Raw genomic sequence first — 24,633 nt, forward strand, 5'->3', positions numbered from 1 at the left:
ACGCCATGATCAGTCAAACCGACCTCAGCAATACCGCCGCCTATGACGTCAAGGGCATGGATGGCTTGCGCCAGTCCGCCAAGGCGAAGGATCCCGCCGCCCTGAAAGAGGCGGCCACGCAATTCGAAGCCATGTTCATCAACATGATGATGAAAAGCATGCGCGAAGCCACGCCGCAGGACGGCATCATGGATAGCCAGCAAAGCAAGATGTACACCTCGATGCTGGACCAGCAGACGAGCCAGAACCTGGCCAAGCGGGGCACGGGCCTGGCCGACGTGCTGATCCGCCAACTGTCGTCGTCGAACCAGGCGCTGGCCGCCGATGGCGCCGAAGCGCCGTCGCCCCGTTCATCGAGCATGGCGCAGGCGCTGGCCGCCTTCCGCCAGCAGCAGGGCGCCCTGACGGAAGGCGCCGGCAGCGCGGCCGCCAGCGGCAAGACCCTGAGCGACAAGGCCAACGCCACGCAGGCGCCGCACGTGCGCGCCTTCCAGGAAAAACTGGGCGTGCATGCGGAAGAAGCCAGCCGCGCCACCGGCATCCCGGCCAAGTTCATGCTGGGCCAGGCGGCGCTGGAAACGGGCTGGGGCAAGCGCGAAATCATCGCCCGCGACGGCAGCAGCAGCCACAACCTGTTCGGCATCAAGGCATCAAGCGACTGGAAGGGCAAGGTCACGGAAGCCGTCACCACGGAATACGTGAATGGCAAGGCGCAGCGCAAGGTGGAAAAATTCCGCGCCTATGACAGCTACGCGGACAGTTTCAAGGATTATGCGCAGTTGATTACCAACAACAAGCGCTACGAAAAAGTGCTGGCCAGCGCGGGCGACGCCAGCACGTTCGCCCACGGCTTGCAAAAGGCCGGCTACGCGACGGATCCGAATTACGCTGCCAAACTGACAAAAATCATCAAGAATTCGCTGGTCGGCTAAGCCGCGTCCATACCCTTGTGCAGGCCGCGCGCTTCAAGTTTTCGCCGCGGCTGCCGTAAATACATTTGACGGTAACCAATAAGACACCATGACTTCGAATCTACTCAGCATCGGTAAGAGCGGTTTGCTTGCAGCGCAGGTGGGCCTGTCGACGACCGGGCATAACATCACCAATGCCAACGTGGACGGCTACAACCGCCAGGTGGTGCTGCAGCAGACGGCGCAGTTCAATAATGCCGGTTATGGCTTTGTTGGCAATGGTACCGAGGTATCGCAAGTCAAGCGCCAGTACGACGGTTTCATGGCGGCCCAGGTGAATGGCGCGCAGTCGGCCACCAGTTCGCTCGATGCGTATTACACGCAGATCAGCCAGATCGACAATATGCTGGCCGACCCCACGGCCGGGCTGTCGCCGGCGATGGCCGATTTCTTCAAGGGCGTGCAGGATTTCAGCTCGAATCCATCTTCCGTCTCGTCGCGCCAGGCATTGTTGTCGAGCGCAAATTCGCTGACCGCGCGCTTCCAGGGCCTCAGCGCGCGCCTGACGGAAATCGGCGACGGCGTCAATTCGCAGATCACCTCGAACGTCAAGGTGATCAACTCCTACGCCAAGCAGATCGCGGAACTCAATACCGCGATTACCAACCTCACCGTGAATGAAAGCAATCAGCCCAACGATTTGCTGGACCAGCGCGACCAGCTGATCACGGAGCTGAACAAATACGTCAAGGCAACTGTTCAGCCTGGCGCCGGCAACTCGATTACTGTCTCGATCGGCTCGGGCCAGCCGCTGGTGGTGGGCGACAAGAACTTTGAACTGGCCACCACGCCGTCGCCGACGGACCCGAACCGCCTGGACGTGGGCTATGTGACGGGCACTTCCGTCACCAAGCTGTCGGAAAGTTCCCTCAGTGGCGGTGCGCTGGGCGGCTTGCTGGAATTCCGCAGCGGCAGCCTGGACCGCATCCAGAATTCGCTGGGCAAGGTCGCCATCGCGCTGGCCTCCACCTTCAATGAGCAGCACAAGCTGGGCCAGGACTTGAATGGCGACATGGGGGGCGATTTCTTCAAGTTGCCCGATCCCGTCATCGGCGCCGACTACCGCAATAACGCAACCAGCACGACCGTGCTGTCGGCCAAGGTCAGCGATCCGACCAAGCTGACGGCCAGCGATTATGCCGTCAAGTATGACGGCGCCAATTATGTGGTGACGCGCCAGAGCGACGGCGCGAAAACGACCATCAACCCCTATCCGCAAACCGTGCCGCAAACCATCGACGGCGTGGATTTCTCGATCACGGGCGCGGCTGCCGAAGGCGACAACTTCATGGTCAGGCCGACCGCGCACGGCGCTTCCGACCTGGCCGTGGCGATTACCGACCGCAACAAGCTGGCCGCCGGCGCGCCGATCGCCACGGGCGCGCCCGTCAGCAACACGGGCAGCGGCAAGCTCGGCGCAGGTAGCGTGGACAAGGCGTATCTAACGCCGGGCAACGCGTTGACGGGCACCGTCACCCTGACGTACGACAAGGCGACCACTTCGCTGTCGGGTTTCCCGGCGGGCCAGGCCGTGACGGTGAAAGGCTTGAACGGTGCCACCACCACGTACCCGGCCGGCACGGCGAATATCCCGTACACGGAAGGCGACAGCTTCAGCTTTGGCGGCATCAACGTCAACATGACGGGCGCGCCTGCGCAGGGCGATAAATTCACCATCGCGCCGAACTCGGGCGGCGTGGGCGACAACCGCAATGCCTCCTTGCTGGCGGGCTTGCAGACGAAGAACATTCTCGATGGCGGCAAGGCCACGTTCCAGGGTTCGTACGCGGAAACCGTCAGCTATGTCGGCAACAAGACGCGCGAAGTACAGGTCAGCGGCCTGGCGAGTCTTGCGTTGTTGCAACAAACCAGCACGCAGCAGCAGGCCGTTTCCGGCGTCAATCTCGATGAAGAGGCGGCCAACCTGCTGCGCTACCAGCAAGCCTACCAGGCTTGCGGCAAGGTCATGCAGATCGCCAGTACCCTGTTCGACGTGGTCATCGGCCTCGGACGTTAATTATTCAAGCGGCGGCGCATAGCGCCCCGCCGCCATCAGGAAGGGCAGCATCATGCGCATCAGTACCAAAATGATCTATGACGCGGGCAGCACGCAGCTGAACAATCTGCAGGGCGCGTTGAACCGCACCCAGATGCAGCTGTCGGCGAATCGCCGCAACCTGACGCCGGCCGACGATCCGATCGCCTCGGCGCGCGCGCTGGAAGTGACGCAGTCGCAGACGATCAACACGCAATTCGTGACGAACCGCTCGAACGCCAAGAATTTCCTGTCGCAGGAAGAGCTGGCGCTGGCCAGCACCACCTCGCTGATCGCCGATGTGCAGCAACTGGTGCTGAAGGCTGGTAATCCGGCATTGAAGGATATCGACCGCCAGAGCCTGGCCACGGAGCTGAAAGGCCGCTTGACCGACCTGATGGGCATCGCCAACACGTCCGACAACGCGGGTGGCTACCTGTTTTCCGGCTACAAATCGACCACCCAGCCGTTCAGCCAGACGCCGGGCGGCGCCACCTATGTGGGCGACCAGGGCCAGCGCGAGCTGCAAGTGGGCTCGGCGCGCTACCTGGCCACCAGCGACTCGGGCGCGACCGTATTCGAGAACAATTTGACGGGCAACGGCAAGTTCACCACGGCGGCCGATCCGGGCAACTTCACGCGCGGCGGCGCAGGCATCATTTCCGGCGGCACCGTCACCGATCCCACAAAATTGACGGGACACAAGTACACGATCGACTTCCAGGTGACGGGCACGGGCACGGATGCCAAGACGACCTATACCGTGACGGACGTGACCCTGGGCCAGACCATCCCGAATCCCGCCGTGCCGGTGGCCTACAAGTCGGGCGACGCCATCAACTTTGACGGCCAGCAAGTCAATATCGCGGGCAAGCCGGCCGACCTGGACAAGTTCACCCTGGAGCCCAGCAGCAAGGAATCGATCTTTACCACGATTACCAACCTGATCGGCGCACTGGGCCAGCCGGCCACGGGCGACGCGGGGCAGGCACGCCTGACGGCCAGCCTGAACGCGGCGCACGATCTGCTCGACACGGCCTACGACAACGTGCTGTCGGTGCGCGCGGAAGTCGGTTCGCGCCTGAAGGAACTCGATACCCTCGACAGCGCCGGCGACGACCTCGACCTGCAATATGCAAGCACCCTGTCGGGCTTGCAGGATCTGGACATGGTGAAGGCGATTTCCCTGTTCAGCCAGCAGCAGATCACCCTGCAGGCGGCGCAGAAGTCATTCACTTCCATCTCGGGCTTGTCGCTGTTCAACTACATCAGCTAAGCGGCCGGCATCGCAGAATGAGCGGCAAGCCGGGGCAGGGAGGACATCTCCCGCCCCGGCTTTTTTGCGTCTGCAAGATGGCCGTCTTGACAAGATGTGCAGTCAAACTGTGCAGTCTACCTGTCTATCTGTTATAGTAGAGGCTGTTGATCCACCACACGGCTAGCATGCGCACCCCACAAGAAGACCACGAACAAGTTCTGCAGCTGGCCGGCGAATTGCGCATCCTGGTCGGCAAATTGCGCCGCCGCCTGCGCGAAGAGGCGCACCTGGGCGATGTCAGCATGTCGCAGGCATCCGTGCTCAGCCGCCTCGAACGCGACGGTCCGGCCACGGCCAGCAGCCTGGCGCGCGCCGAAGGCATGCGGCCCCAGTCGATGGCCGCCACCGTGCAAGCGTTGACGGAAGCGCAGATGGTGACGGGCTCGCCCGATCCGGCTGACGGCCGGCAAACCATCTTGACGCTGACGGACAGCTGCCGCGCCTGGATCGCGGCCAGCCGCGCCGCGCGCGAAGACTGGCTGGCGCGCACCATCGAAACCCGGCTCACGCCGGACGAAGTCACCGAACTGGACAAGGCGGTGGCATTACTCAAACGCTTGGCGGAGTGATCCGCTGAATTTTTCACCACGACCCCGGCAAGGAGCCCGCACGCCCAGATGAACAACACATTCCGTTCGCTACGCATTCCCAATTACCGTATCTGGGCCGGCGGTGCCCTCGTGTCGAATATCGGCACCTGGATGCAGCGCACGGCGCAGGATTGGCTGGTGCTGAGCGAATTGACGCAGCACAATGCCAGCGCCGTCGGCATCGTCATGGCCTTGCAATTCGGCCCGCAACTGCTGTTGCTGCCGCTCACTGGCATGGCGGCCGATTTGCTTGACCGCAGGAAATTGCTGCTGTGCACGCAGGCGGCCATGGGACTGCTGGCGCTGGGACTCGGGATATTGTGCATCAGTGGACAGGTAGCACTGTGGCACGTGTATGTGTTTGCTTTCCTGCTGGGCTGCGTGACGGCCTTCGATTCGCCCGTGCGCCAGACTTTTGTTGCCGAAATCGTCGGCGAAGAAGATTTGACGAATGCCGTGGCGCTCAATTCCACCTCGTTCAATGCGGCGCGCATGCTGGGCCCGGCGGTCGCTGGCTTGCTCATCAGCAGTGTTGGCAGCGGCTGGGTCTTCATCATCAACGCCGTCTCGTTTGCCGCCGTGATCGGTTCGCTGTTGCTGCTGCGCGTGGAATTGCTGCGCCGCGCGCCGCGCCTGAAGGCCACGCGCGCCAGCCTGGGCGAGGGTTTCCGCTATGTGCGCCAGCGGCCCGACCTGATGGCTATCCTGCTGATGCTGTTCCTGATCGGCACCTTCGGACTGAACTTCCCGATTTTCCTGTCGACGATGTCGGTGACGGCCTTCCATGCGGGCGCCGGCCAGTATGGCGTGCTCAGTTCGATCATGGCGTGCGGTTCCGTGGCCGGCGCCTTGCTGGCGGCGGGGCGCGGCCAGCCCACGCTGGCCCTGCTGCTGGGGGCGGCTGCGCTGTTCGGCCTGGCCTGCGCGCTGGCTGCCGTGATGCCCAATTACTGGCTGTTCGGCATGATGCTGGTGGTTATCGGCATCGCCGCGCAAACCTTTACCACCAGCGTCAACAGCAGCGTGCAACTGTCGACGGCGCCCGCCATGCGGGGCCGCGTGATGGCGATACTGCTGGCCATCTCGGCGGGCGGCACGCCGCTGGGCGCACCTATCGTGGGCTGGGTGGCCGACACCTTCGGCCCGCGCTGGGCGCTGGGCATAGCCGCCCTGTCGGGCCTGGCGGCGGCCCTCGTCGGCGTGCGCTACCTGGTCAGGCATCACCAGTTGCGTTTGAATGTCGACCTGCGGCGCTGGCGCTTCGCGCTCAGCAGCGACCAGCGGTGAGTTAGCGCGCCGGCGCGGCCGGCGCCGGAGGGCGTAATGGATTCGGCGGCGCGGGCGGCGGTGGCCGGTCGCGCGTGGCAAAGCCGCGCGGCAGCAGGCGCGCTGTTTCTATGCCGCGCAGGAACATGTTCTGGAAGGGCGTGGCCAGGTAGGGCAGGACCATGCCGATCACGAGCAAGCCCACGCCCAGGGTGACGGGGAAGCCGATACCGAAAATGTTCAGCTGCGGCGCGGCCCGTGTCAAGATGCCCAGCGCCACGTTGGTCAGCAGCAAGGCAGCGATGATGGGCAGTGAAATTTGCAGGCCGGAACGGAAGATTTCCCCGCCCCAGGCCGCCAATTGCTGGAAACCGCCGCCGCTGATGGGACTCGATGAAATCGGCAGGCTGACGAAGCTTTCCGCCAGCGCCGCCAGCAAGACCAGGTGGCCGTTGACGGTCAAAAACATCAACGTGGCCAGCATGACGAGGAACTGGCTGATGGCCGAAGACCTGCCCTTGGTTTGCGGATCGAAGAACGAAGCGAAGCCCAGGCCCATGGTGAGACTGCTGATCTCGCCGGCCATTTCGATGGCGGAAAACACGATGCGGATGGAAAAGCCCATGGCCAGGCCCACCAGCATCTCCTGCGTGAGGATCAGCAAGCCGGGCAAGGACATCGGGTTGACGGCCGGCAAGGCCGGCACGGTGGGGGCGATGATCATGGCCAGCAGCCCGCCCAGAGTCACCTTGACGGTGGCGGGCACGGCCGCGTTGCCGAACAGGGGAGCGGCCGCGATCAGGCCAAGGATGCGGCTAAGCGGCCACAGCAGTGCTGCGATCCAGGTATTGAGTTCGATGCTGGACAGGGTCAGCATAGGAGGATCAGCGATGGCTGCACTAACCCACCAGGTTCGGGATGCCCGTGAAGACCTGGCGCATGTAGTCGAGCATGACGGACAGCATCCAGGGGCCCGCCACGACGATGGCGACGAAAATGCCGACCAGCTTGGGGATGAAGGACAGGGTCGCCTCGTTGATCTGCGTGGCCGCCTGGAAGATACTCACGATCAAGCCGATGATGAGGGCCACCAGCAGCATGGGCGCCGCCACCATCAGGGTGATTTCCATCGCATGGCGGCCCAGGGTCATGACGCTTTCGGGTGTCATCGTATTTCCCCTAGTAAAAACTCTGTGACAGCGAGCCCAGCAGCAACTGCCAGCCATCGACCAGCACGAACAGCATCAGCTTGAACGGCAACGAGATCGTGGCTGGCGACATCATCATCATACCCATCGACATCAGCACGCTGGCGACCACCATGTCGATGATAAGGAACGGGATGAAGATGGCAAAGCCGATCTGGAACGCCGTCTTCAGTTCGCTGGTGACGAAGGCCGGCACGAGGATGCGCAGCGGCACGTCTTCCGGACCTTGCAGGGCCGGCGAGCGGGACATCTTGGCGAACAGGGCCAGGTCGGCCTGGCGCGTCTGCTTGAGCATGAAGGTTTTCAGGGGATCGACGCCCTTGTCCATCGCCTGCTGCATGGTGATCTTGTTTTCCTGATAGGGCTGGTACGCATCCGTATAAATCTTGTCGAACACGGGGCCCATGACGAACAGGGTCAAAAACAGGGCCAGGCCCACCAGCACCTGGTTCGGCGGCGCCGATTGCGTGCCGATGGCCTGGCGCAGCAGGGACAGCACGATGATGATGCGCGTAAAGCAGGTCATCATCAGCAAGGCCGCGGGCAGGAAGGTGAGCGACGTCATCAGGATGAGCGTCTGCACCGGCAGCGAGTAATTCTGGCCGCCGCCCGGCGCCGGGGTGCTGTTGAAGGCAGGGATGCCCGGCTGGGCCATGGCCCATAGCGGCAAGGCCAGGGCGGCCGCCGCCAGCAGCCAGGTCAGGGGAGTCTTCAAGGTGGACCACGCCATCTGCTGCTTATTTCCCATTGCGTTTTTCGATGGTCTGTTTCAGCCACTCGGAAAAATTGGCGGCCGCGGGGCCGTTTTGCGCCGTGGCCAGTTGCGGCAGATCGCCTTCCTGGCGCGGCATGGTGGCCAGCGCGTTGATCCTGCCGGGCGAGGCGCCGACGACGATCCACTGGTCGGCCACTTCGACGAGGACGATGCGTTCGCGTCCGCCCAGGTTGAGCGAACTGACGACGCGCATCTTGTTGTTGCCGCCCATAACCTTGGGGCCATAGCGCTTCATGAACCAGGCCAGGCCGATCAGGAGGGCCAGCACGAACATCAGCGCCAGGATGGTTTGCAGCAGGCTGCCGGCCGAGCTGGTCGGAGCCATCGTCATCGGCGCGCCGGGCGGCATGGCGGGCAGGACGGCGGCAGGCGCGGAGGCCGGCACCGCTGCGGCGGCTGGCGGCGTCTCGCTTGCCACCGCCACGGAAGCGCTGGCGGTGCTGGCCGCCGGCGCTGAGGCCGCTGCCGGTTCAGCTTGGGCAATGCTGCATGCCGCCAGGAGCGGCAGCACGGTGGAAATCAACAGGCCAGGCTTCATTTATTCAATTTTCGGATGCGTTCGGAAGGCGTGATGATGTCGGTCAGGCGGATGCCGAACTTGTCATTCACCACCACCACTTCGCCCTGGGCGATCAGGCAGCCGTTCACCAGCACGTCCATCGGTTCGCCGGCCAGGCCGTCGAGCTCGACCACGGAACCCTGTGCCAGCTGCAGCAGGTTCTTGATGGCGATCTTGGTGCGGCCCAGTTCGACCGTCAGTTGCACGGGGATATCGAGGATGAAATCGATATCGTTGTGCGTTTCCGACTTTGATGCCTGCTTGGAAAAGTCCTTGAACACGGCGGCGCTGGCCGCGCTGGCCGTATTGGCGGCCTGGTTCTGCAGCGCTTCGGCTTCCGCCTTGGCCTGCTCGGCAATGGCCGCGCCCCAATCGTCTTCCGCGCTTTGGTCGTCTTGGTTGTCAGACATGTGTTTCTCCTGTTGTACAGATACGGACCGCAGCGGCCCGGGTATTTTATTTAGTGGTTATTCATGTTATCGGCATTGGCGAGGAGTTTCTCCACCTTCAATGCATATTGTCCGTTCAACACGCCGTAGGTGCAATCCATCACGGGCACGCCGTCGACGGTGGCGGCGATCAGTTCGGGAATATTCAGGGGGATGATGTCGCCCACCTTCATGTTCAGGATTTCATCGAACGACACGCGCGCCGTGCCCAGCGACGCCACCAGCTCGACTTCGGCGATCTGGATCTGCTGCGTCATCAGGCGGATCCAGCGCTTGTCCACTTCCAGCGCCTCGCCCTGCAGGCTCGAGGTCAGCGAATCGCGGATCGGCTCGATCATCGAATACGGCATGCAAAAGTGGATTTGTCCGGAAACGGAGCCCAATTCCACCGTAAACGTGGACGCCACCACCACTTCGTTCGGCGTGGCGATGTTGGCGAACTGCGTGTTCATTTCTGAACGGATATATTCGAACTCGACGGGGAAGACCGGCTCCCACGACTTGGTGTAGGCTTCGAAGACGATGTCGAGGATGCGCAGGATGATGCGCTGCTCCGTCTGCGTAAAGTCGCGCCCTTCGACGCGCGTATGGAAACGTCCGTCGCCGCCGAACAGATTGTCGACCAGCAAGAACACGAGGCCCGGATCGAAGACCATCAGGGCCGTGCCGCGCAACGGCTTCATATGCACCAAATTCAGGTTGGTCGGCACCACCAGGTTACGGATGAACTCGCTGTATTTCGATACGCGCACGGAACCGACCGACACTTCGGCGCTGCGGCGCAGGAAGTTGAACAGGCCCACGCGCAGCAGCCGGGCGAAACGCTCGTTGATAATTTCCAACGTTGGCATCCGGCCGCGCACGATGCGCTCCTGGGTTGCCAGGTTGTAGGTACGAACTCCCGTGACATCTTCCGGCGCCTGCGCGTCGTCCTGGTCTCCGTTGACGCCCTTCAGAAGGGCATCGACTTCTTCCTGGGAGAGGAAATTATCGGCCATGGCTGCTTATTGAATGATGAATGCGGTAAATAATACGTCCGTCACGTCCTGCTCCGGCCCTTTGTCCTCGAACGGCTGGTTCACCTGATTGATGATTTCGGCCGCCAGTTGCTGCTTGCCTTCCACGGTATTGAGTTCGGACGCCTTCTTGCCGGACAGCAGCAGCAGCAAGCGGCTGCGCACTTTCGGCATGTTGATCTTGATCAAGTCCATTTCTTCCGGGCTGCTGGCCTGCAAGGTAAACGCGATTTGCAGGTATTGCTCGCCATTTTCCGGCTGCAAATTGACGGTGAAGGCATCGATGGGCACGAAGACGGGCGGACCTGCCTTGGAAGCGGCATGTTTCTTCTTGCTGGGCGCCGCTTCTTCCTTATCGGCCTTGCCATGCAGGAAATACCAGGCGGCACCGCCACCGACGCCGCCAGCCACCAGCACCGAGGCCAGCACGATGATCAGAAGCTTCTTTTTCGAGGCGCCGGCCGGGGCCAGGCCTGCATCTGCTTTCGGATCTGCTTTCATTTTTGGATTTGCTTTCAATGGTACTCGAGTGCATGGAAGTGGATCACGACGCCATTATGTCATTATCGGCAAATTCTGCGCAGAAGGATGCAGTGAAAAGAGGGCGGAAGCGCCCTCAACTCGCTGTTTTTAGACGAAAAGTTACGCCTTGGGGCGCGCCGGTGGCTGGCGGACGACGAATTGTCCTCAGGCAAAGGTATCCACGGCACTCAGGCTGGGCCGGCTGCGTCCGCCCGCCGCCGGCGCGATGGCGATCTCGCCACCGGAGACGCCGCCACCCTGGCCATTGCCACGGCGTCCGCCAGATGCTTCCCGGTTACCCTGGTCCTGCTGTTCCGGCGTGCCGGCCGAGACCGTGGCGTTGCCAAAGGCGATGCCCGCTTCGCTCATCATTTCGCGCAAGCGCGGCATGGCCGCTTCGAGCGCCTGGCGCACTTCCGGCTGGGCCGACATGAAGGCGGCATCGGCCTGGTCATTGGTGACCGTCAGTACCACTTGCACGGGGCCCAGGTCGGGCGGATTCAGGGTCAGCGTGGCGCTCTGGTCGCCGCCGGCCGCCATCCACACGACTTTCTGTCCCAGTTGCTGGTCCCAGGCCGGCGTGCCGACCCGGCCCGCCAGCTTGTCGCTCGGCACGGCCACGGCGGCCGCGGCCTGCTGCAGCGCGCCCGGCTGCAACTGGGCCGCCAGGCGGCTCAGGTCGGCAGGTGTTTCCTTGATGATCGGCTCGGCCATGGCGGCGCCAGCCTTGGCGGTGGCTGCCAGTTGCGCATCGATGGCCAGCTTGCCAGGTTCGGCCTTGCCGGCCGGCACGCTGGCGCCTGGCGTGGCGGCTGTCTTTCCTTGGGCCTGGAGCAGGCTGTCGGCAAAGTCGCCGCTGTCGGCTTGCGCGATGACGGTGGCGGCGGCCTTGCCGCTGCCCTGGCCGGCTGCCAGCAAGGGCCCTGTTGCCAGGTTCTTGCCCTCGGCCTTGACGCTGGCGCGCGCCGGCAGTTCCGGCGCGGCCTTGGCCGCTGGCGGTTGGATGGCCAGCTGGATGCTGCCCACCAGGGCAAGCATCTCGGCGGCCGGATCGGCTGGCGGCGTGACTGTTACGGCGGGGGCGGCAGGCACGCTGGCTTTGGCCGTGGCGCTGTCGGGTGTCGCCGCCTCGCTCGATGGCGCTGGCGGCTGTTCGCTGCTGGCCGCCTGTTCGGTGTCTGCCTGCGCCGGCTTCGCTTCGGTCGCTGGCGCCTGGGCGGGTGCTGGCGTGGCAGCAGGGCGGGCCGTCGGCGCAGGTGCTTGTACTTGCGCTGGCGCCATATTGCGGCTGGCCTGGCGTTGCTCGATCTGGCGGTTCAGGGTGCGCTGGAAGTCGCCCGCCGTGCCGCTGGTGGCTGGCTGGCTGCGGTTGGCGGCGCCCGGCGTGGCATTCGGCGAGACTATCTGGGAAATCGGGGTTGGCTGGGTTTGCATGATGCTGCCTCAGTGTTGCTTAGCGTTTGTAATAGGCTTGTCGCGCCGCGTGCTCATCCATTGCTTTCTGGTCGCGCTTGTTTTCCAGCTTCAGCGCCTGTTCCTGCGCCCGGTTGTTCAGGGTGGTGTACGACATGCGCTTGCGTTCGGCCAGCTGCCAGCGCATCTTTTCATTGTCGCTGCGCGCCTGCGCATGCTCGACCACTTGCTGCTGGCCCAGGATGGCGCTGTCGAGCTTGACCATGAAGGCCTGGAAGTTGCGGTAAGCCATGGGCGTGATCCCGCTGCTCATGCTGGCCTCGAAGCGCTTGGCATAGTCGTCGCGGTAGCCGGACAGCATGTCGAGCTTTTCGCGGCAATCGTCGAGCGCTTTCAGGGCCGCGCCCAGGCGCTTGGCACAGTCGTCCGTTTCGCGCTGGGCAAGGTCGATCAGGGTTGCAAGTTGGGAAGGAGAAGCCATGACTGATTATATTCCCGCTATGCAAGCCCTAATCACTCGAATAGAGCGGTAAGTTGCCCCAAGCTCTCGTCCATGCTGACCCGCTCCGTGATTTGCTGTTGTAAAAACGCTTCAATCTTTTCATGCAGGGCGATGGCCTGGTCCAGCACGGGATCGGTGCCGGCGCTGTAGGCGCCCACGCTGATCAGGTCGCGGCTGCGTTCATAGCGCGAATACAGCTGTTTCAGCTTGCGCGCCTGCTGCTGGTGCTCGTGCGTGGTGATCGAATGGGCCGCACGCGAAATCGATTGCTCGATGTCGATGGCCGGATAGTGTCCCGCTTCGGCCAGGCGGCGGTTCAGCACGATGTGGCCATCGAGAATCGCGCGCGCCGAGTCGGCGATCGGGTCCTGCTGGTCGTCGCCCTCGGTCAGCACGGTGTAGAAGGCCGTGATCGAGCCGCCGCCTTCCTCGCCATTGCCGGCCCGCTCCACCAGCACGGGCAGCTTGGCGAAGACGGACGGCGGATAGCCCTTGGTGGCAGGCGGCTCGCCGATGGCCAGGGCGATTTCGCGCTGCGCCATGGCGTAGCGGGTCAGTGAATCCATGATCAACAGCACGTTTTGCCCCTGGTCGCGGAAATACTCGGCAATCGCCGTCGCATATGCGGCCCCTTGCAGGCGCATCAGCGGCGGCGTGTCGGCCGGCGCGGCCACGACGACGGAGCGGGCCAGGCCTTCGGCGCCGAGAATCTGCTCGATGAATTCCTTGACTTCGCGTCCCCGTTCGCCGATCAGGCCGACGACGATCACGTCCGCTTCCGTGTAGCGGGCCATCATGCCCAGCAGCACGCTTTTACCCACGCCGGAACCGGCAAACAGGCCCATGCGCTGGCCACGGCCCACGGTCAGCATGGCATTGATCGAGCGCACGCCCACGTCGAGCGTGTCGACGATGGGCGCGCGGCCCAGGGGATTGGCGGGGCGCACGTTGATGGGGGCGCTGTCGGTCGTGTGCAGCGGGCCCAGCTGGTCGAGCGGACGGCCCGCGCCATCGAGCACGCGGCCCAGCAGTTGCGGGCCCACGGGCAGGTGGCGCGCGCGGTCGCTGGGACGGCGGCGCGGGTGCGCCACGCTGCCGGGGCGGGGAATGGCCGGTTCGACGGAAAACACGCGCGTGCCGGGCACGATGCCTTCGACGTCGCTTTGCGGCATCAAGAACAGGCGTTCGCCTTCAAAGCCCACCACTTCCGCCTCGACCCGGCCGCCATTCGGCAGCGGTACGGTGCAGGCGGCGCCGACGGCCAGGCGCAGGCCCACGGCTTCCATCACCAGGCCGGCCACGCGCGTGACCCGGCCTGAAATCTGCATCGGTTCGACAAAACCGACCACGGCCGAACAGTCGCTCAGGTAGGCGCGCCAGCGCGCCGCATGGGCTGTGGAGCCTTTGACGGGCTCGCTCACGGCGCCAGCCAGTCCAGGTCTTTGCCCAGCGCATGCGTCAGGCGGTGCCAGCGGGTGGACGTCTGCGCGTCGATCTGGTTGCTGGCCGTGTCGATCTTGCAACCGCCGCGTTCCACGCTGGGGTCTTCGATGACGCGCCAGCCACCTTTGTCGAGCTCGTCTCCGATGCCGTCGCGCACGACTTGCGCATCTTCCGGGTTGAGCATCAGCAAGGCAGGTTGTTGCAGTACAGGCAAGTATTCGATGGCTTCGCGCACCACGGGCAGCATCAGTTCGGGACGCACGGGCAAGGCCGTCTTCAGCATGCCCTTGGCCAGCTGCAGGGCCAGTTCCATCACGTCATTGGCGATCAGTTCGTCGGCCTGGTGCACGGCCGTGCCGAAGTCGACGGCGATGGTTTGCAGATGCGCCAGCTCGATGGCGGAAGCCGCCTTGCCTTCCACATACGATTGCGCGTGCCCATCGGCATGTCCGGCCGCATGGCCTTCCGCATAGCCTGCCGCGCGGCCTTCGTCGAAGGCCGTGGCGCGCGCCTCCTCGCGGATGGCATCGAGTTCTTCCTGCGTCGGATATTCGAGCGGCGGAGCCGGTTCTTCCTCGTGCAGCTCGGCAAATGGGTCGAACTCGGGCTCGGGGTCCGGTTCGAGCAGCTTGCGCGCCGCCACCACGCTGGGACGCTCGTCGCCAAACGAGGTCATTTCCCAGCGCTGGTAGGCGGTTTGCTGCTCTTTGGGAATCAAATTAGACAAACGAATCCTCGCCTTTTCCGCCTAAGACTATCTGCCCCTCGTCCGCCAGGCGGCGCACGATCTGCAGGATCTGTTTCTGCTGCGATTCCACTTCCGACAGGCGCACGGGGCCTTTCGACTCCAGGTCTTCGCGCATCATCTCGCCGGCGCGCTGCGACATGTTCTTGAAGATCTTGTCGCGCAGCTCTTGCGAGGCGCCTTTCAGGGCGATGATCAGCATTTCCGACTGCACTTCGCGCAGCAGCAGCTGGATGCCGCGGTCGTCGATATCGATCACGTTGTCGAACACGAACATTTCGTCCATGATCTTTTGCGCCATGTCGTTGTCGTAATTCTTGATATTGTCCATGACGGAGCCTTCCTGCTCGCCGCTCATGAAGTTCAGGATCTCGGCCGCCGCGCGCACGCCGCCCAGCGACGATTTCTTGATGTTTTCGTTACCGGACAGCAGTTTCGTCAGCACGTCGTTGAGTTCGCGCAAGGCGGCCGGCTGTACGCCGTCCAGGGTGGCGATGCGCAAGACCACGTCGTTGCGCAGGCGGTCCGTGAAGTGGCCGAGGATTTCGCAAGCCTGGTCGCGTTCCAGGTGGACGAGGATGGTGGCGATGATCTGCGGGTGTTCGTTGCGGATCAGCTCGGACACGGATTGCGAATCCATCCATTTCAGCGATTCGATGCCGGACGCATCCTTGCCGCCCAGGATGCGCGACAGCAGCACGGACGCCTTGTCATCGCCCAGCGCCTTGGTGAGGACTTGGCGGATGTATTCGTCCGAATCGAGGCCGACGGTGGAGTTGAGTTCCGTTTGCGCGCGGAAGTCGTCGAGCACCTCGACCACCTGCTCGTGCGCGATGCCCTTCATGGTGGCCATGGCGGCGCCCAGTTTCAGCACTTCGCGCGGGCCGAGGAATTTCATGACCTCGGCCGCTTCGCTCTCGCCCAGTGCCAGCATCAGGATCGATGCTTTTTGCAGTCCCGTTGTCTCAGTCATTATTGCCTATCCATGCTTTGATTACGTTGGCCACCACGCGCGGGTCTTCCTGCGCCAGCTTCCTGGCCATCGCCAGGTTTTCGCGATAACCGCGGGCCGTATCTTCTTCCAGTTCTTCCAGCTCCGCTTCGCTGAGCAGGACTTCGTTTTCTTCGCCGTCCTTGGCCAGTTCCGGCTCGATGACGGGCGGCGGCGCGCCGAAATCGTCGATCTTGCGCATCACGGGGCGCAGCATCGGACGCACGATCTTGATGAAGATGTACAGCAGAATCAGGGCGGTGATGAGGAATTTCGCCAGTTCCTTGGCCAGCGGCAAGTTGGCCGGGTCGCGCCACCACTCCAGCTTGCCTTCCGGCGCGCGGTCGATGCCGTCGAAGGGCGAGTTGGCCACGCTGAAACTGTCGCCGCGTTCCTTGTTGTAGCCCATCGCTTCCTTCACCAGATTATTGATCTGGACCATTTCGGCAGGGGAAATCGGCTTGACCGTGACCTTGCCATCCTTGTCGAAGGTGCGGCGGTAATTGACGACGACGGCGACCGACAGGCGGCGCAGGCCGCCCATGGATTTCTGTTCGTAGCGCACGGTCTTATCAACTTCATAATTCGTCGTCGATTCCTTCTGTGTCGGCGCCGTCGGTGCGCCGCCCGGGGCGCCTGGTGCCTCGGCCGTCAGTGGCGCCGTTGCCACGCCTGGCGGCTGGTTCGACAGCGCGCCCGGCACGCCGGACGGGTTGGCATTGCCGGCGCCCGTCGATTCGCTCGTTTGCTGGCTGCGGATGGTGGACGCTTCCGGTGGCGAATTCGGCTTGTAGGTTTCGGCGGCCTGTTCGCTTTGCGAGAAATCCACGTCGGCCGTCGCTTCGGCGCGCACATTGCCTTCGCCGACGATGGGCAGCAAGATCGATTCGACTTGCTTGATCACGCTTTGCTGCAACTGCTGCACGTACTTTAATTGGTTCGGGTCCAGGCTCTTGATGCCGTTGGCGCGGTCCTTGTCCTTTTCCTGGTTCGACAGCAGGGTGCCGGCCTGGTCGACCACGGTGACATTGATTGGCAGCAATTCCGGCACGCTGGACGCCACCAGGTGCACGATGGCGCTCACCTGCAGCTGGTCGAGGCCGCGGCCCGGGTGCAGGTTCAGCAGCACGGAAGCCGTCGGTTTTTGCTGTTCGCGCACGAAGACGGACGGTTTCGGCAGGGCCAGGTGGACGCGCGCCGTGTCGACGGCGGATACCGATTCGATCGATTTCGCCAGTTCGCCTTCCAGCGCGCGCTGGAAATTGACCTGTTCCAGGAATTGCGACACGCCCAGCTTCTGGTTCTCCATCAGCTCGAAGCCCACGTTGCCGCCTTTCGGCAAGCCTTGCGCGGCCAGTTTCAGGCGCGCATCGTGGACTTGTTCGGATGGCACGAGAATGGCGCCGCCGCCTTCGGAAAACTTGTGCTTGATGCCCAGCTGGTCCAGCGACGCGGTGATGGCGCCGCCGTCGCGGTCCGTGTAGTTGGAGAACAGGACTTTGTATTCGGGCGGCTGGTTCCACATGTACAGGGCCACGCCGATGGCGATCAATGCCGCCACGCCCAGGCCGCGCAGGAAATTCTTGCCCATCGGCGTCTTGGCGAAGGCTTGCACGGATTCCACGGGCGAGCGGGCAGGCGCCGGTTCAGGCGGTATGCGGTTTACATCGATTTCTTCGGCTACAGCCATGATTGCCTTCCAGGGCGTGTGGTTTGACGGGTATTCGGTGCTGCGTGGGGCCGCTTCCTCGGGAGGAGGGGCGATATGCAGAATTATCCGCCACTGTCACGCGCTTCAATCGTCCAAATAGAAGGCGCTTTTGCCGCCTGCTCGGCCGAGCGGCTGGCGTTGGCGCTGGTATTGTGGAACCCTGGCAACATGTGACGGAAGTTATTGTACCCGTCGTTGCCTGGCAAACCAGGGTTTTGTTCTCTGGGTGCAACAGGCAAGGAACAGTTATGCAGCAGACCAGAATCGGGAGGCAAAGTGAAAACAGGCGGTATCGATAGCAGCAGGATCGAGGCGATGATCGCGCAACTGAAGTCGGCGGCCACGCGGCCGGAGGCGAAAATACCGGCGATCCAGACCGAGGTGCCGGCAGCGAAGGTGAATTTTGCCGATGCCTTCAAGAGCGCGCTGGACTCCGTGAGCGGCGCGCAAAAGGCCTCGTCGGCGCTGGGCCAGCGCTTTACCATGGGCGATGAAAAGGTCAGCCTGTCGGACGTGATGGTGTCGATGCAAAAGTCGAGCATCGAATTCCAGGCGACGGTGCAGGTGCGCAATAAGTTAGTCTCGGCATATCATGAGATCATGAATATGCAGGTTTAACTGTTGATGACCCAGCCCTTGCGTTCTGGGTCAACTGACGCTTAGCCCAACCCCGCCATGCGTGCATTCCGTTCGCGCTCCAGTCGCGTGATATAGCGCTGCACGTGCGCCAGCATGCTGCGCGGCAGGTCGACGAACTGGCAGCCCAGGCGGCGGTTCAGCTTGTTGTTCAGCAGGGTCATGTCCAGCGAATTGCGAATTTGCAAAGTCGCGGTGACGATGCCGACGTCGGGCAAATCGATGCGGCAACCGGGATAGTCCCTGCCGATGGTTTCGCCCAGCATCAGTTTATTGTCGAGGATGGCGATGCCGCCGCAGCTGATGTCGGCCAGCGGGAACAGGGTGTCGGCGCCGCCCAGCGATGGCGGCAGGGGAATCGCCACGCGCACGGGATTGCTCACGGGCGTCGTCATGCGGTAATACTCGCGCCGCTGCAAGCGGATCAGCGTTTCTGGAATGGCAATTTTCAAGGCGGGCGTGCCGCCGTAAGTGCACTCTTCCACCAGGGCGCTGGCAAACAGGATGCGGATCTTGTCGAGCGAGGTTTCAAACGAGATGCCAGTGGCGGCCACCATGCGCCGGTTCTGGTCGGCGTTCACGGAACGGTCGAGGATGACGGTATCGCGTTCGGCATCGACTTCCAGGATGGAGGTGACGCACACATCGGATTCACCGTGGATCAGCATGCGGATCAGCTGGTTCTTTTCGCTGATGCTGCGCAGCAAGGCGATGATTTCCCGCCGCGATTCCACTTCAAAATCATGCCAGTTTTCGAGGCCGGAATCCATAATATGTGCTTGCATTGATGCCTGTCTATGTATCGGTGAGGTTGACGCTGGTGTCGGGCGGCGGCGGGATCGGCCCGCCATTCGCAGATTCAATATGATATAACCAGGCCAGCAGTTCCGCAATCGCCCGATACAGGCCGGGTGGAATCTGGCGGTCCAGGTCGACATCCATCAACAGCGCCACCAATTCCTTCGATTCATGCACGAAGACGCCGTGTTCGCGCGCCGTGCTGATGATCTGGTCCGCGATCAGGCCGCTGCCCTTGGCCACCACCTTGGGCGCCGGCGTGCCGCTCTGGTAGGCCAGTGCGACGGCCGTCTGCGGCACCTTGCGCCTGGTGTCGTCAAGCATCATCTGCTTCCGCTGGCTCGGCAGCGTCCGGCTTGCCGGCGATCGTCAGCGACGACAATGGCCATCCCGCCGCGTCGAGCGACGCTTCCAGCCGCGCCGCATGCTGGCGCAAGGTGTCGGCGCTGCCTTCGTTGCCCGCTTGCAGCTGGATGGCCACGCGGCCGCCCTGCAAGACCACGTGCGCGGCCAGATCGCCCAGCAGGGGAAACTGGAAGCGCACATTGCTGCGCCAGGCCGTCGCTTCCTCGTCGCCATCGCGGCCATCGTGCTGCTGTCCTTCCGGCGCATCCTTGCTGATATCCCACTGCATCTTCTGGCCGGGCCAGGCTTCGCCCTGCCACTGCACGCGCGCCTGTTCGTGCGTATGCAGCTGTAAATTGATCAGTTGCGCCGAGGCCAGGTCGGTACCCGTTTTGGCCATGTCGCCCTGTGCCGCCTTCTGCATTTGCGGCTCCAGCAGCAGCGACGCCAGCGGCCGCTTGCCTTCGGCCCATTCCGCCACATGCGATTCATAGAACAGGCCGCTGCTGCCGACCGCGTCGCGCAGGTTCTGGGCTACCTGGGCCGGAGCGGCGCCCGGCGTGGTCATCAGCGGCGTCTTGCCGACCAGCGACAGGGGCGCGCCGGGCACGCTTTCGGCCTGGCTGAGCACGCTGCTGATGGCGCGCGCGGTGGTGCTCAGCTCGGGCGCAGGCGTGTCGCCTGCGAGGGCGGGCAGCAGATTGGCTGGCGTCAGGGGGGCACGGCTGAGCAGGGTGGCGGCCGTGCTGCTGGCGCGCGTGCCCGCCTGGGCGGCGCCGGCCTGGGGACCACGCGTTTCGGCCGCGTCCGGTTCTGCGTCCGCATCCGCATACGTCAGCAGGGCGCTGGCGGGCTGGTCTCGGTTATTGCCGATCTGAAAAGAGGGGCGGGGATTGATGCCGATCAAGGTCAGGGGGATTTCCGTACCCGGCTGGGCGCCGGCGGGCAGCTGCATGCGGGCCGGAGTGCCGGCCACGCGCACGAGGAAGCTGCCGTCGCCCATGCGGGCCAGTACTTGTCCCTGCATGGATTTGCCGATGAGTCCCTGCAGCGAGCGCTGGAACTCGGCCTGGCGCGGGTCGGCGACGGCATCGGCCACCCGCGTGGCCTTGACCGGGGTCAAGGGCGTCATGCCGATCGCATCCATCTTCGGCAACATGGCGCCCCCGTGTGCGCTTACGCGCCGTAGGCGTTGGCCAGGCGCCGTTCAGTGCCGGTGCTGTTGATCAGCTTGGACAATTGTGCCATCCATGGCATGGTCAGGTCGCGGATCTTGCGGTCGTCTTCCAGGATCTGCTTGATCAGGGCAACCTTGCGCTGGCGGCCAGCACTTTCCAGCACGACTTTTTCTTCATTCGCCTTCAGCGTGGCTACATGCGCGCTGATGCGCTGTTCCAGCGCTTCGAGCTCGTCCCAGTCGGCGTTGGTGGCGGCGGTTACCATCTGGCCCGTCAGGGTCTGCATGGCTTCGTAGGTGGTCAGGACTTCTTGATTCGTCATCATGGGTCAGGCGCTCGCAAGGCTGGGCATACGTTTCAAATCGGCACCGGGAATGGCGGCGGGGGTGGCGCCGATGGCGTTCCAGGTTTCGCGCAGGTCGGTCAGCAGGCGCTGTACTTCTTCCAGCAGGGTAACATCGTTGTTCAGGTTGGCCGTTAGCAGGCGCGCGCTCATGTACTCATACAGGGCGTCGAGGCCTTCGGCGATCTGGCCGCCCGCTTCCTTGTCCAGGCTGGCGCGCAAGCCATTGTCGATGATCTGGATGGCTTTCGAGATGGACTTGCCTTTTTCCGGCACATTGCCCGATTTCATGTGCATCTGCGCGCTGAGCACGGCCACCAGGGCGCCGTCGTACAGCATCACGATCAGCTTGTGCGGCGAGGCCGAAACGATGCCCGTTTCCAGGCCGACCTTGGCATAGGCATTGACGCCGCGTTGTTGGGTTCCAAACATATGTTCTCCTGATGGTTGGGCTTAGCGGTTGGCGGCGATGGAGGCCAGCTGCTGGGTCAAATAAGTTTGCGTGGACGTCAATTTGCTCAGCGTCACGTCCAGGCGCGAATACTGGGCGCGGTAGCGCGCCTCGATGGTATTGAGCTTGTCGGCAAAGCGCTGGCGCTGGTCGGCCACATCCTTGATGCTGTTATTGATGCCCGCGGTGCGGCCCGTGATGAGGCCGTCCGTGCCAAGGAAGGAGGCGGCCATGTTGTTCAGCTGGTAGGCATAGCCTTGCGAAAAGCTCACCGTGCCCCGGTCGCCCAGGCCACCGCCCGTCACTTCGACCTTCAGGCCGTCGGCCGGCGAACCGGGCGCGCCTGTCAGGGTCTGGCCCGAACCGATGACGGGCTGGCCGCCGATGGTGCCGGCCACGTCCGTGCCCTTGGTGGGGGTGATGCCGGTGCCGATCAGCGACTCGACGCCCGTACCGGTCACGCTGGCCACGGCCAGGTTGGAGACGGAACCATACCGGGCCGACGCTACTACCAGGCGGCCGCTGCCATCGATCGAAGCCGTCACCGATCCGCCGTTTTCACTGAAGGTCTTCACCCCGTTGATCGACGACTGGATCATGCCAGCCAGCTGGGCGGGCGTATAGTTACCGGCAGGAATGGTCACGGTGGCCGTATTCTTGGCCGCCGCAGGGTCCGTGTCGTTCAGGGTGACGCTCCAGGTGGTGTCGCTGGCGATCGTCGTCGATGCTGGCAAGGTCAGGGCGCCCTTCAGGGTGCCCTGGCTGGCCATGTTGGTGATGTTCAGCGCATACGTGCCAGGCTTGGTGGCGGCCGTCGAACTGGTGAAGCTGACGTTGCTGTCCGTGGTTTTCCCCAGCGCGGAGAAGAGGCCGGCCACGTCCGAGAAGTTGGCGCTGATGGCCTTGTCCAGCACGGCCGAGTCCAGCACCAGGCTGCCGTCTTTCTGGAAGGTAATGCCGACCTGGTCCAGGGTCTTCAAGTTGCCGGCCAAGCCACTGATCGAGGTGCTCAGCTGCTTGCGCAGCTGGGACTGGATCGATTGCGTGGTCGAATCGCCCAGCATGACGCCGGCCTGCTTGGTTTCCGCATTGTAGGACGTCATCTTGGCGATCGACGCGTTCAAGTCGTTGTAAGCCTTGACAAAGGCGGTGACGCTGGTCTTCACCGTCGACGTATCCTTGGAAACGGACAAGGAGCTGCTGCCCACCTTCAGCACGTTCAGGGTGACGCCTTCGATGGCGCTGTCGATGCTGTTCGAAGTGTTCGTGATGGGAATGCCATTGACGCTGAGCATGGTGTTCTGCGCGGCGCTGTTCTGTTTCAGGTTTTGCGTGCCCGACGCGTCGTACGACAGCAAGTCGCTCAGCGCGCTGTCGGCTGGCTGGCCATCGCTGCCGCTGAGTGAAATCTTCATGCTTGAATTGGCGCCCGACTTTGCCGAGCTCAGCACCAGATGGTGGGGCTTGTCCGAACCATCGGAAACGATGCTGGCGGTCACGCCCAGACCCGCATTGTTGATGGCGTCGCGGATGCCTTGCAGCGAGTTGTTCGTGGAATCGATGACCACCGTGCCCGTCGCCTGCGTCGCATCCTGCGTAAAGCCGCTACCGATATAGGCGCCGCCCGTGCCGGCCGTCAGTCCGGCCGCGGCCGGATTGCTGCCGGCAACCGTGATGGGGCTGCCGTTGGTCGAACTGAGCGTGATGGAACTGGCGACGGTGACGTTGAAGCCCGTGTTGGTGGCCGTGGACGCATGGCCGATGCCGCCCTTGACGTCGCCCGTCACCACTTCCTCGATCTGGATGTTCGTGCCGTCGGCGCGCGTAAATTGCAAGGTGCCGTCGGCAGCCTTGCCGGTGACGGTGATATTGGCATCGGCCAGCGCATTCGAGATGGCGTTGGGGCCGGCCAGGGTGGTGTCGAGCGAGGCGCCAGTGATGCCGGCGCCCGCAGCTACGCCATTGCCTTGCGTAACGATATTGATGCCGCCGACGGATAGCGCATAGGTGCCATCGGCACCGGTGGCAACATTGCCATAGCCGGCGAACAGGGTGGCGCTGCTGGCGGCCGGCTGTGCAGTGGCCGTCACGCCCGTGGTACTGCTCTTGGCATTGATGGCTTCGGCCAGCGCGCGCGCGCTCTTGATCGTGCTATCCGTGGGAATGGCCGTGCCATTCAGTGTCAGGGAGCCGTTGCTGATGCCATTTTGCAAAGTCGCGCCGCTGAGCGCCGTGCCGTTCATGCCGAAGGTGCCGCCGGCAACTTTACCGAGCTGGAAGGAAATGGTCGTCTTGGCGCCCGAGCCGATGGTGGAAATCTTGCTGGCGTAGCCGGCCGAGGTCAAGGTTTGCGATTGCGCCAGCTGGCTGACATTGATATTGTAGTTGCCGGCCACGGCCTTGGCGCCGGCCGTGGCCGTAAATACCAGCGGGTCGCCAGGCATTGCCGAGACGGCGCGGAAATTGTTACTGTTGCTCAGGCCGGAGAGCGACGTCTGGAAGGCGCCCACGGCGCCGCTCAGGGTGCCCAGCGCACTCAGCTTGGCCTGGTAGGAAGCGGTTTTCTTGTCATAGCCTGCCAGGGGCGCCGATTCGGCGGTCATCAGCTTTTCGATGATGGAGTTCACGTCCAGGATGCTGTTGCCGATGCCCGGAGAGGATAAGGTTGGTGCGATGGCCACTGTCTGCTCCTAGGAAAACACTAATATAAGCTGTTATCGGCAGAATTAATCAGGACTTGAGAGGGGCTTTTATGGCCCTGTTTCCTATTTGCGGAAAAGTCAGGCGGGAAATGCGGAGGACTGTTGCATGAGTGGCATGATAAAAGGCAGGGCCAGACCGGAGGTTATCTGGCTGGCCCTGGCTCGCGCTTCCCTTGCTATGTTGCGATACTGCATTGGTTCTGCGCTTGCTGTCGGCATGGGCCTAGACGCTCTGGCTGATCAGCTGGCCTTTTGCCGAGGCAAATGACTTGGCGATTTCCAGCGCTTCCCGGGTGGGGATCTGGCGCAGGACTTCCTGCGTTTCCTGATCAATCACTTTGACCACGGTGCGCTGGCTGTCTTCGTCGATGGAAAATTGCAAACCCTGGGTTTTGACCTGTGGCGACTGGTTCAGTTCCGAAACGGCCTGGTCCAACTCTTCGCGGCTCGGTTCCTTGGCTTTGTTGGCCGTCGCGTCGATGCCGGTGTTCGCGCTGCGGGCCGTCTGCGGGCGTGCGATAGCCGCTTCCGCGGATGGATAGTTCTTGTCGATGCGCGCTGCGGAGGCGGCAGCTATGGTGTCGATAGTCATGTTGCTCCCCTAGTGAAAATTCCCCTGCCGAAGAAATCCGGCAGGGGAACCTGAGTCCAGCGATGTGGCGTTGC

General features: G+C 63.2%; 26 protein-coding genes. 6 read left to right on the forward strand and 20 right to left on the reverse strand.

Annotated elements, in window-relative coordinates:
• The first annotated feature begins 5 nt into the window (after window positions 1-5).
• The 5 genes from flgJ to IGS58_RS04785 all read left to right on the forward strand — a co-directional run bounded on the left by flgJ (window position 6) and on the right by IGS58_RS04785 (window position 6,201).
• Entirely contained in the window at window positions 6-932 is a 927-nt protein-coding gene (flgJ, locus tag IGS58_RS04765; RefSeq protein ID WP_070253729.1) for a flagellar assembly peptidoglycan hydrolase FlgJ, read from the forward strand.
• 88 nt (window positions 933-1,020) lie between these two features.
• Complete coding sequence (gene flgK / locus IGS58_RS04770) at window positions 1,021-2,988, forward strand: flagellar hook-associated protein FlgK (RefSeq protein ID WP_070253730.1); 1,968 nt, start codon at window positions 1,021-1,023, stop codon at window positions 2,986-2,988.
• Between the two features lie 52 nt (window positions 2,989-3,040).
• Entirely contained in the window at window positions 3,041-4,282 is a 1,242-nt protein-coding gene (gene flgL / locus IGS58_RS04775) for a flagellar hook-associated protein FlgL (RefSeq protein ID WP_170846374.1), read from the forward strand.
• A 167-nt stretch (window positions 4,283-4,449) separates the two neighbouring features.
• Window positions 4,450-4,893, forward strand: coding sequence for a MarR family winged helix-turn-helix transcriptional regulator (locus tag IGS58_RS04780; protein ID WP_070253732.1), 444 nt, complete (start codon window positions 4,450-4,452; stop codon window positions 4,891-4,893).
• Window positions 4,894-4,941: 48 nt separating this feature from the next.
• On the forward strand, window positions 4,942-6,201 hold the full coding sequence (locus IGS58_RS04785; protein ID WP_230520770.1) for an MFS transporter: 1,260 nt from the start codon (window positions 4,942-4,944) through the stop codon (window positions 6,199-6,201).
• 1 nt (window position 6,202) lies between these two features.
• Here IGS58_RS04785 and fliR read toward each other — a convergent pair whose 3' ends face one another.
• The 13 genes from fliR to fliF form a co-directional block, all read right to left on the reverse strand.
• Window positions 6,203-7,057 (reverse strand): flagellar biosynthetic protein FliR, encoded by an 855-nt coding sequence (gene fliR, locus IGS58_RS04790; protein ID WP_230520771.1) that lies wholly within the window; start codon window positions 7,055-7,057, stop codon window positions 6,203-6,205.
• A gap of 22 nt (window positions 7,058-7,079) precedes the next feature.
• Window positions 7,080-7,349, reverse strand: coding sequence for a flagellar biosynthesis protein FliQ (gene fliQ / locus IGS58_RS04795; RefSeq protein WP_034754044.1), 270 nt, complete (start codon window positions 7,347-7,349; stop codon window positions 7,080-7,082).
• Window positions 7,350-7,359: 10 nt separating this feature from the next.
• Window positions 7,360-8,118, reverse strand: coding sequence for a flagellar type III secretion system pore protein FliP (gene fliP, locus IGS58_RS04800; protein WP_370385431.1), 759 nt, complete (start codon window positions 8,116-8,118; stop codon window positions 7,360-7,362).
• A gap of 7 nt (window positions 8,119-8,125) precedes the next feature.
• Entirely contained in the window at window positions 8,126-8,701 is a 576-nt protein-coding gene (gene fliO / locus IGS58_RS04805; RefSeq protein ID WP_230520772.1) for a flagellar biosynthetic protein FliO, read from the reverse strand.
• Window positions 8,698-9,132, reverse strand: coding sequence for a flagellar motor switch protein FliN (gene fliN / locus IGS58_RS04810; RefSeq protein WP_034754038.1), 435 nt, complete (start codon window positions 9,130-9,132; stop codon window positions 8,698-8,700). Before fliN ends, fliO begins: the two co-directional genes overlap by 4 nt.
• 50 nt (window positions 9,133-9,182) lie before the next feature.
• Window positions 9,183-10,169: a flagellar motor switch protein FliM gene (gene fliM, locus IGS58_RS04815; protein ID WP_034754035.1), complete on the reverse strand. Its 987-nt coding sequence runs from the start codon at window positions 10,167-10,169 to the stop codon at window positions 9,183-9,185.
• A gap of 6 nt (window positions 10,170-10,175) precedes the next feature.
• Window positions 10,176-10,688, reverse strand: coding sequence for a flagellar basal body-associated protein FliL (gene fliL / locus IGS58_RS04820; protein WP_230520773.1), 513 nt, complete (start codon window positions 10,686-10,688; stop codon window positions 10,176-10,178).
• 186 nt (window positions 10,689-10,874) lie between these two features.
• Window positions 10,875-12,143, reverse strand: coding sequence for a flagellar hook-length control protein FliK (locus IGS58_RS04825; protein ID WP_230520774.1), 1,269 nt, complete (start codon window positions 12,141-12,143; stop codon window positions 10,875-10,877).
• A gap of 19 nt (window positions 12,144-12,162) precedes the next feature.
• Window positions 12,163-12,603: a flagellar export protein FliJ gene (fliJ, locus tag IGS58_RS04830; RefSeq protein WP_070259362.1), complete on the reverse strand. Its 441-nt coding sequence runs from the start codon at window positions 12,601-12,603 to the stop codon at window positions 12,163-12,165.
• A gap of 32 nt (window positions 12,604-12,635) precedes the next feature.
• Entirely contained in the window at window positions 12,636-13,952 is a 1,317-nt protein-coding gene (fliI, locus tag IGS58_RS04835; protein ID WP_225317475.1) for a flagellar protein export ATPase FliI, read from the reverse strand.
• An 89-nt stretch (window positions 13,953-14,041) separates the two neighbouring features.
• Complete coding sequence (locus IGS58_RS04840; protein ID WP_230522195.1) at window positions 14,042-14,743, reverse strand: flagellar assembly protein FliH; 702 nt, start codon at window positions 14,741-14,743, stop codon at window positions 14,042-14,044.
• Window positions 14,744-14,786: 43 nt separating this feature from the next.
• Entirely contained in the window at window positions 14,787-15,785 is a 999-nt protein-coding gene (fliG, locus tag IGS58_RS04845) for a flagellar motor switch protein FliG (RefSeq protein WP_034787109.1), read from the reverse strand.
• Window positions 15,778-17,493, reverse strand: coding sequence for a flagellar basal-body MS-ring/collar protein FliF (gene fliF, locus IGS58_RS04850; RefSeq protein WP_070281292.1), 1,716 nt, complete (start codon window positions 17,491-17,493; stop codon window positions 15,778-15,780). Before fliF ends, fliG begins: the two co-directional genes overlap by 8 nt.
• Window positions 17,494-17,829: 336 nt before the next feature.
• On the opposite strand from fliF, the gene fliE reads away from it, so the two are divergent.
• A complete protein-coding gene (gene fliE / locus IGS58_RS04855; RefSeq protein ID WP_230522196.1) occupies window positions 17,830-18,132 on the forward strand; it encodes a flagellar hook-basal body complex protein FliE in 303 nt (100 codons plus the stop codon).
• 41 nt (window positions 18,133-18,173) lie between these two features.
• Here fliE and IGS58_RS04860 read toward each other — a convergent pair whose 3' ends face one another.
• The 7 genes from IGS58_RS04860 to IGS58_RS04890 form a co-directional block, all read right to left on the reverse strand.
• Window positions 18,174-18,920 (reverse strand): flagellar brake protein, encoded by a 747-nt coding sequence (locus IGS58_RS04860; protein WP_081345845.1) that lies wholly within the window; start codon window positions 18,918-18,920, stop codon window positions 18,174-18,176.
• 25 nt (window positions 18,921-18,945) lie between these two features.
• Window positions 18,946-19,272 carry an EscU/YscU/HrcU family type III secretion system export apparatus switch protein gene (locus tag IGS58_RS04865; RefSeq protein WP_034787205.1) on the reverse strand — a complete coding sequence of 109 codons (327 nt, stop codon included), beginning with the start codon at window positions 19,270-19,272 and terminating at the stop codon, window positions 18,946-18,948.
• Window positions 19,265-20,452 carry a flagellar hook-length control protein FliK gene (fliK, locus tag IGS58_RS04870; RefSeq protein ID WP_230520775.1) on the reverse strand — a complete coding sequence of 396 codons (1,188 nt, stop codon included), beginning with the start codon at window positions 20,450-20,452 and terminating at the stop codon, window positions 19,265-19,267. The genes IGS58_RS04865 and fliK overlap by 8 nt, the downstream gene beginning before the upstream one ends.
• Before the next feature lie 17 nt (window positions 20,453-20,469).
• Complete coding sequence (locus tag IGS58_RS04875) at window positions 20,470-20,796, reverse strand: flagellar protein FliT (RefSeq protein WP_070259351.1); 327 nt, start codon at window positions 20,794-20,796, stop codon at window positions 20,470-20,472.
• Window positions 20,797-20,799: 3 nt separating this feature from the next.
• A complete protein-coding gene (fliS, locus tag IGS58_RS04880; protein WP_092608516.1) occupies window positions 20,800-21,246 on the reverse strand; it encodes a flagellar export chaperone FliS in 447 nt (148 codons plus the stop codon).
• 21 nt (window positions 21,247-21,267) lie between these two features.
• On the reverse strand, window positions 21,268-23,946 hold the full coding sequence (gene fliD, locus IGS58_RS04885; RefSeq protein ID WP_230520776.1) for a flagellar filament capping protein FliD: 2,679 nt from the start codon (window positions 23,944-23,946) through the stop codon (window positions 21,268-21,270).
• A gap of 244 nt (window positions 23,947-24,190) precedes the next feature.
• Window positions 24,191-24,559, reverse strand: a complete 369-nt coding sequence (locus IGS58_RS04890; protein ID WP_070281290.1) for a flagellar protein FlaG — start codon at window positions 24,557-24,559, stop codon at window positions 24,191-24,193.
• Window positions 24,560-24,633: the final 74 nt, after the last annotated feature.

It is taken from the genome of Janthinobacterium sp. EB271-G4-7A (assembly GCF_020858075.1).
GTDB classification, from domain to species: Bacteria; Pseudomonadota; Gammaproteobacteria; order Burkholderiales; family Burkholderiaceae_D; genus Janthinobacterium; species Janthinobacterium lividum.

What these genes read in the sequence shown, in the direction of transcription:
- flgJ (WP_070253729.1), top strand. Translation starts at nt 6, where the DNA reads ATGATCAGTCAAACCGACCTCAGCAATACCGCCGCCTATGACGTCAAG.
- flgK (WP_070253730.1), top strand. Translation starts at nt 1,021, where the DNA reads ATGACTTCGAATCTACTCAGCATCGGTAAGAGCGGTTTGCTTGCAGCG.
- flgL (WP_170846374.1), top strand. Translation starts at nt 3,041, where the DNA reads ATGCGCATCAGTACCAAAATGATCTATGACGCGGGCAGCACGCAGCTG.
- IGS58_RS04780 (WP_070253732.1), top strand. Translation starts at nt 4,450, where the DNA reads ATGCGCACCCCACAAGAAGACCACGAACAAGTTCTGCAGCTGGCCGGC.
- IGS58_RS04785 (WP_230520770.1), top strand. Translation starts at nt 4,942, where the DNA reads ATGAACAACACATTCCGTTCGCTACGCATTCCCAATTACCGTATCTGG.
- fliR (WP_230520771.1), bottom strand. Translation starts at nt 7,057, where the DNA reads ATGCTGACCCTGTCCAGCATCGAACTCAATACCTGGATCGCAGCACTG.
- fliQ (WP_034754044.1), bottom strand. Translation starts at nt 7,349, where the DNA reads ATGACACCCGAAAGCGTCATGACCCTGGGCCGCCATGCGATGGAAATC.
- fliP (WP_370385431.1), bottom strand. Translation starts at nt 8,118, where the DNA reads ATGGCGTGGTCCACCTTGAAGACTCCCCTGACCTGGCTGCTGGCGGCG.
- fliO (WP_230520772.1), bottom strand. Translation starts at nt 8,701, where the DNA reads ATGAAGCCTGGCCTGTTGATTTCCACCGTGCTGCCGCTCCTGGCGGCA.
- fliN (WP_034754038.1), bottom strand. Translation starts at nt 9,132, where the DNA reads ATGTCTGACAACCAAGACGACCAAAGCGCGGAAGACGATTGGGGCGCG.
- fliM (WP_034754035.1), bottom strand. Translation starts at nt 10,169, where the DNA reads ATGGCCGATAATTTCCTCTCCCAGGAAGAAGTCGATGCCCTTCTGAAG.
- fliL (WP_230520773.1), bottom strand. Translation starts at nt 10,688, where the DNA reads ATGAAAGCAGATCCGAAAGCAGATGCAGGCCTGGCCCCGGCCGGCGCC.
- IGS58_RS04825 (WP_230520774.1), bottom strand. Translation starts at nt 12,143, where the DNA reads ATGCAAACCCAGCCAACCCCGATTTCCCAGATAGTCTCGCCGAATGCC.
- fliJ (WP_070259362.1), bottom strand. Translation starts at nt 12,603, where the DNA reads ATGGCTTCTCCTTCCCAACTTGCAACCCTGATCGACCTTGCCCAGCGC.
- fliI (WP_225317475.1), bottom strand. Translation starts at nt 13,952, where the DNA reads ATGCAGATTTCAGGCCGGGTCACGCGCGTGGCCGGCCTGGTGATGGAA.
- IGS58_RS04840 (WP_230522195.1), bottom strand. Translation starts at nt 14,743, where the DNA reads ATGACCTCGTTTGGCGACGAGCGTCCCAGCGTGGTGGCGGCGCGCAAG.
- fliG (WP_034787109.1), bottom strand. Translation starts at nt 15,785, where the DNA reads ATGACTGAGACAACGGGACTGCAAAAAGCATCGATCCTGATGCTGGCA.
- fliF (WP_070281292.1), bottom strand. Translation starts at nt 17,493, where the DNA reads ATGGCTGTAGCCGAAGAAATCGATGTAAACCGCATACCGCCTGAACCG.
- fliE (WP_230522196.1), top strand. Translation starts at nt 17,830, where the DNA reads ATGATCGCGCAACTGAAGTCGGCGGCCACGCGGCCGGAGGCGAAAATA.
- IGS58_RS04860 (WP_081345845.1), bottom strand. Translation starts at nt 18,920, where the DNA reads ATGGATTCCGGCCTCGAAAACTGGCATGATTTTGAAGTGGAATCGCGG.
- IGS58_RS04865 (WP_034787205.1), bottom strand. Translation starts at nt 19,272, where the DNA reads ATGCTTGACGACACCAGGCGCAAGGTGCCGCAGACGGCCGTCGCACTG.
- fliK (WP_230520775.1), bottom strand. Translation starts at nt 20,452, where the DNA reads ATGTTGCCGAAGATGGATGCGATCGGCATGACGCCCTTGACCCCGGTC.
- IGS58_RS04875 (WP_070259351.1), bottom strand. Translation starts at nt 20,796, where the DNA reads ATGATGACGAATCAAGAAGTCCTGACCACCTACGAAGCCATGCAGACC.
- fliS (WP_092608516.1), bottom strand. Translation starts at nt 21,246, where the DNA reads ATGTTTGGAACCCAACAACGCGGCGTCAATGCCTATGCCAAGGTCGGC.
- IGS58_RS04890 (WP_070281290.1), bottom strand. Translation starts at nt 24,559, where the DNA reads ATGACTATCGACACCATAGCTGCCGCCTCCGCAGCGCGCATCGACAAG.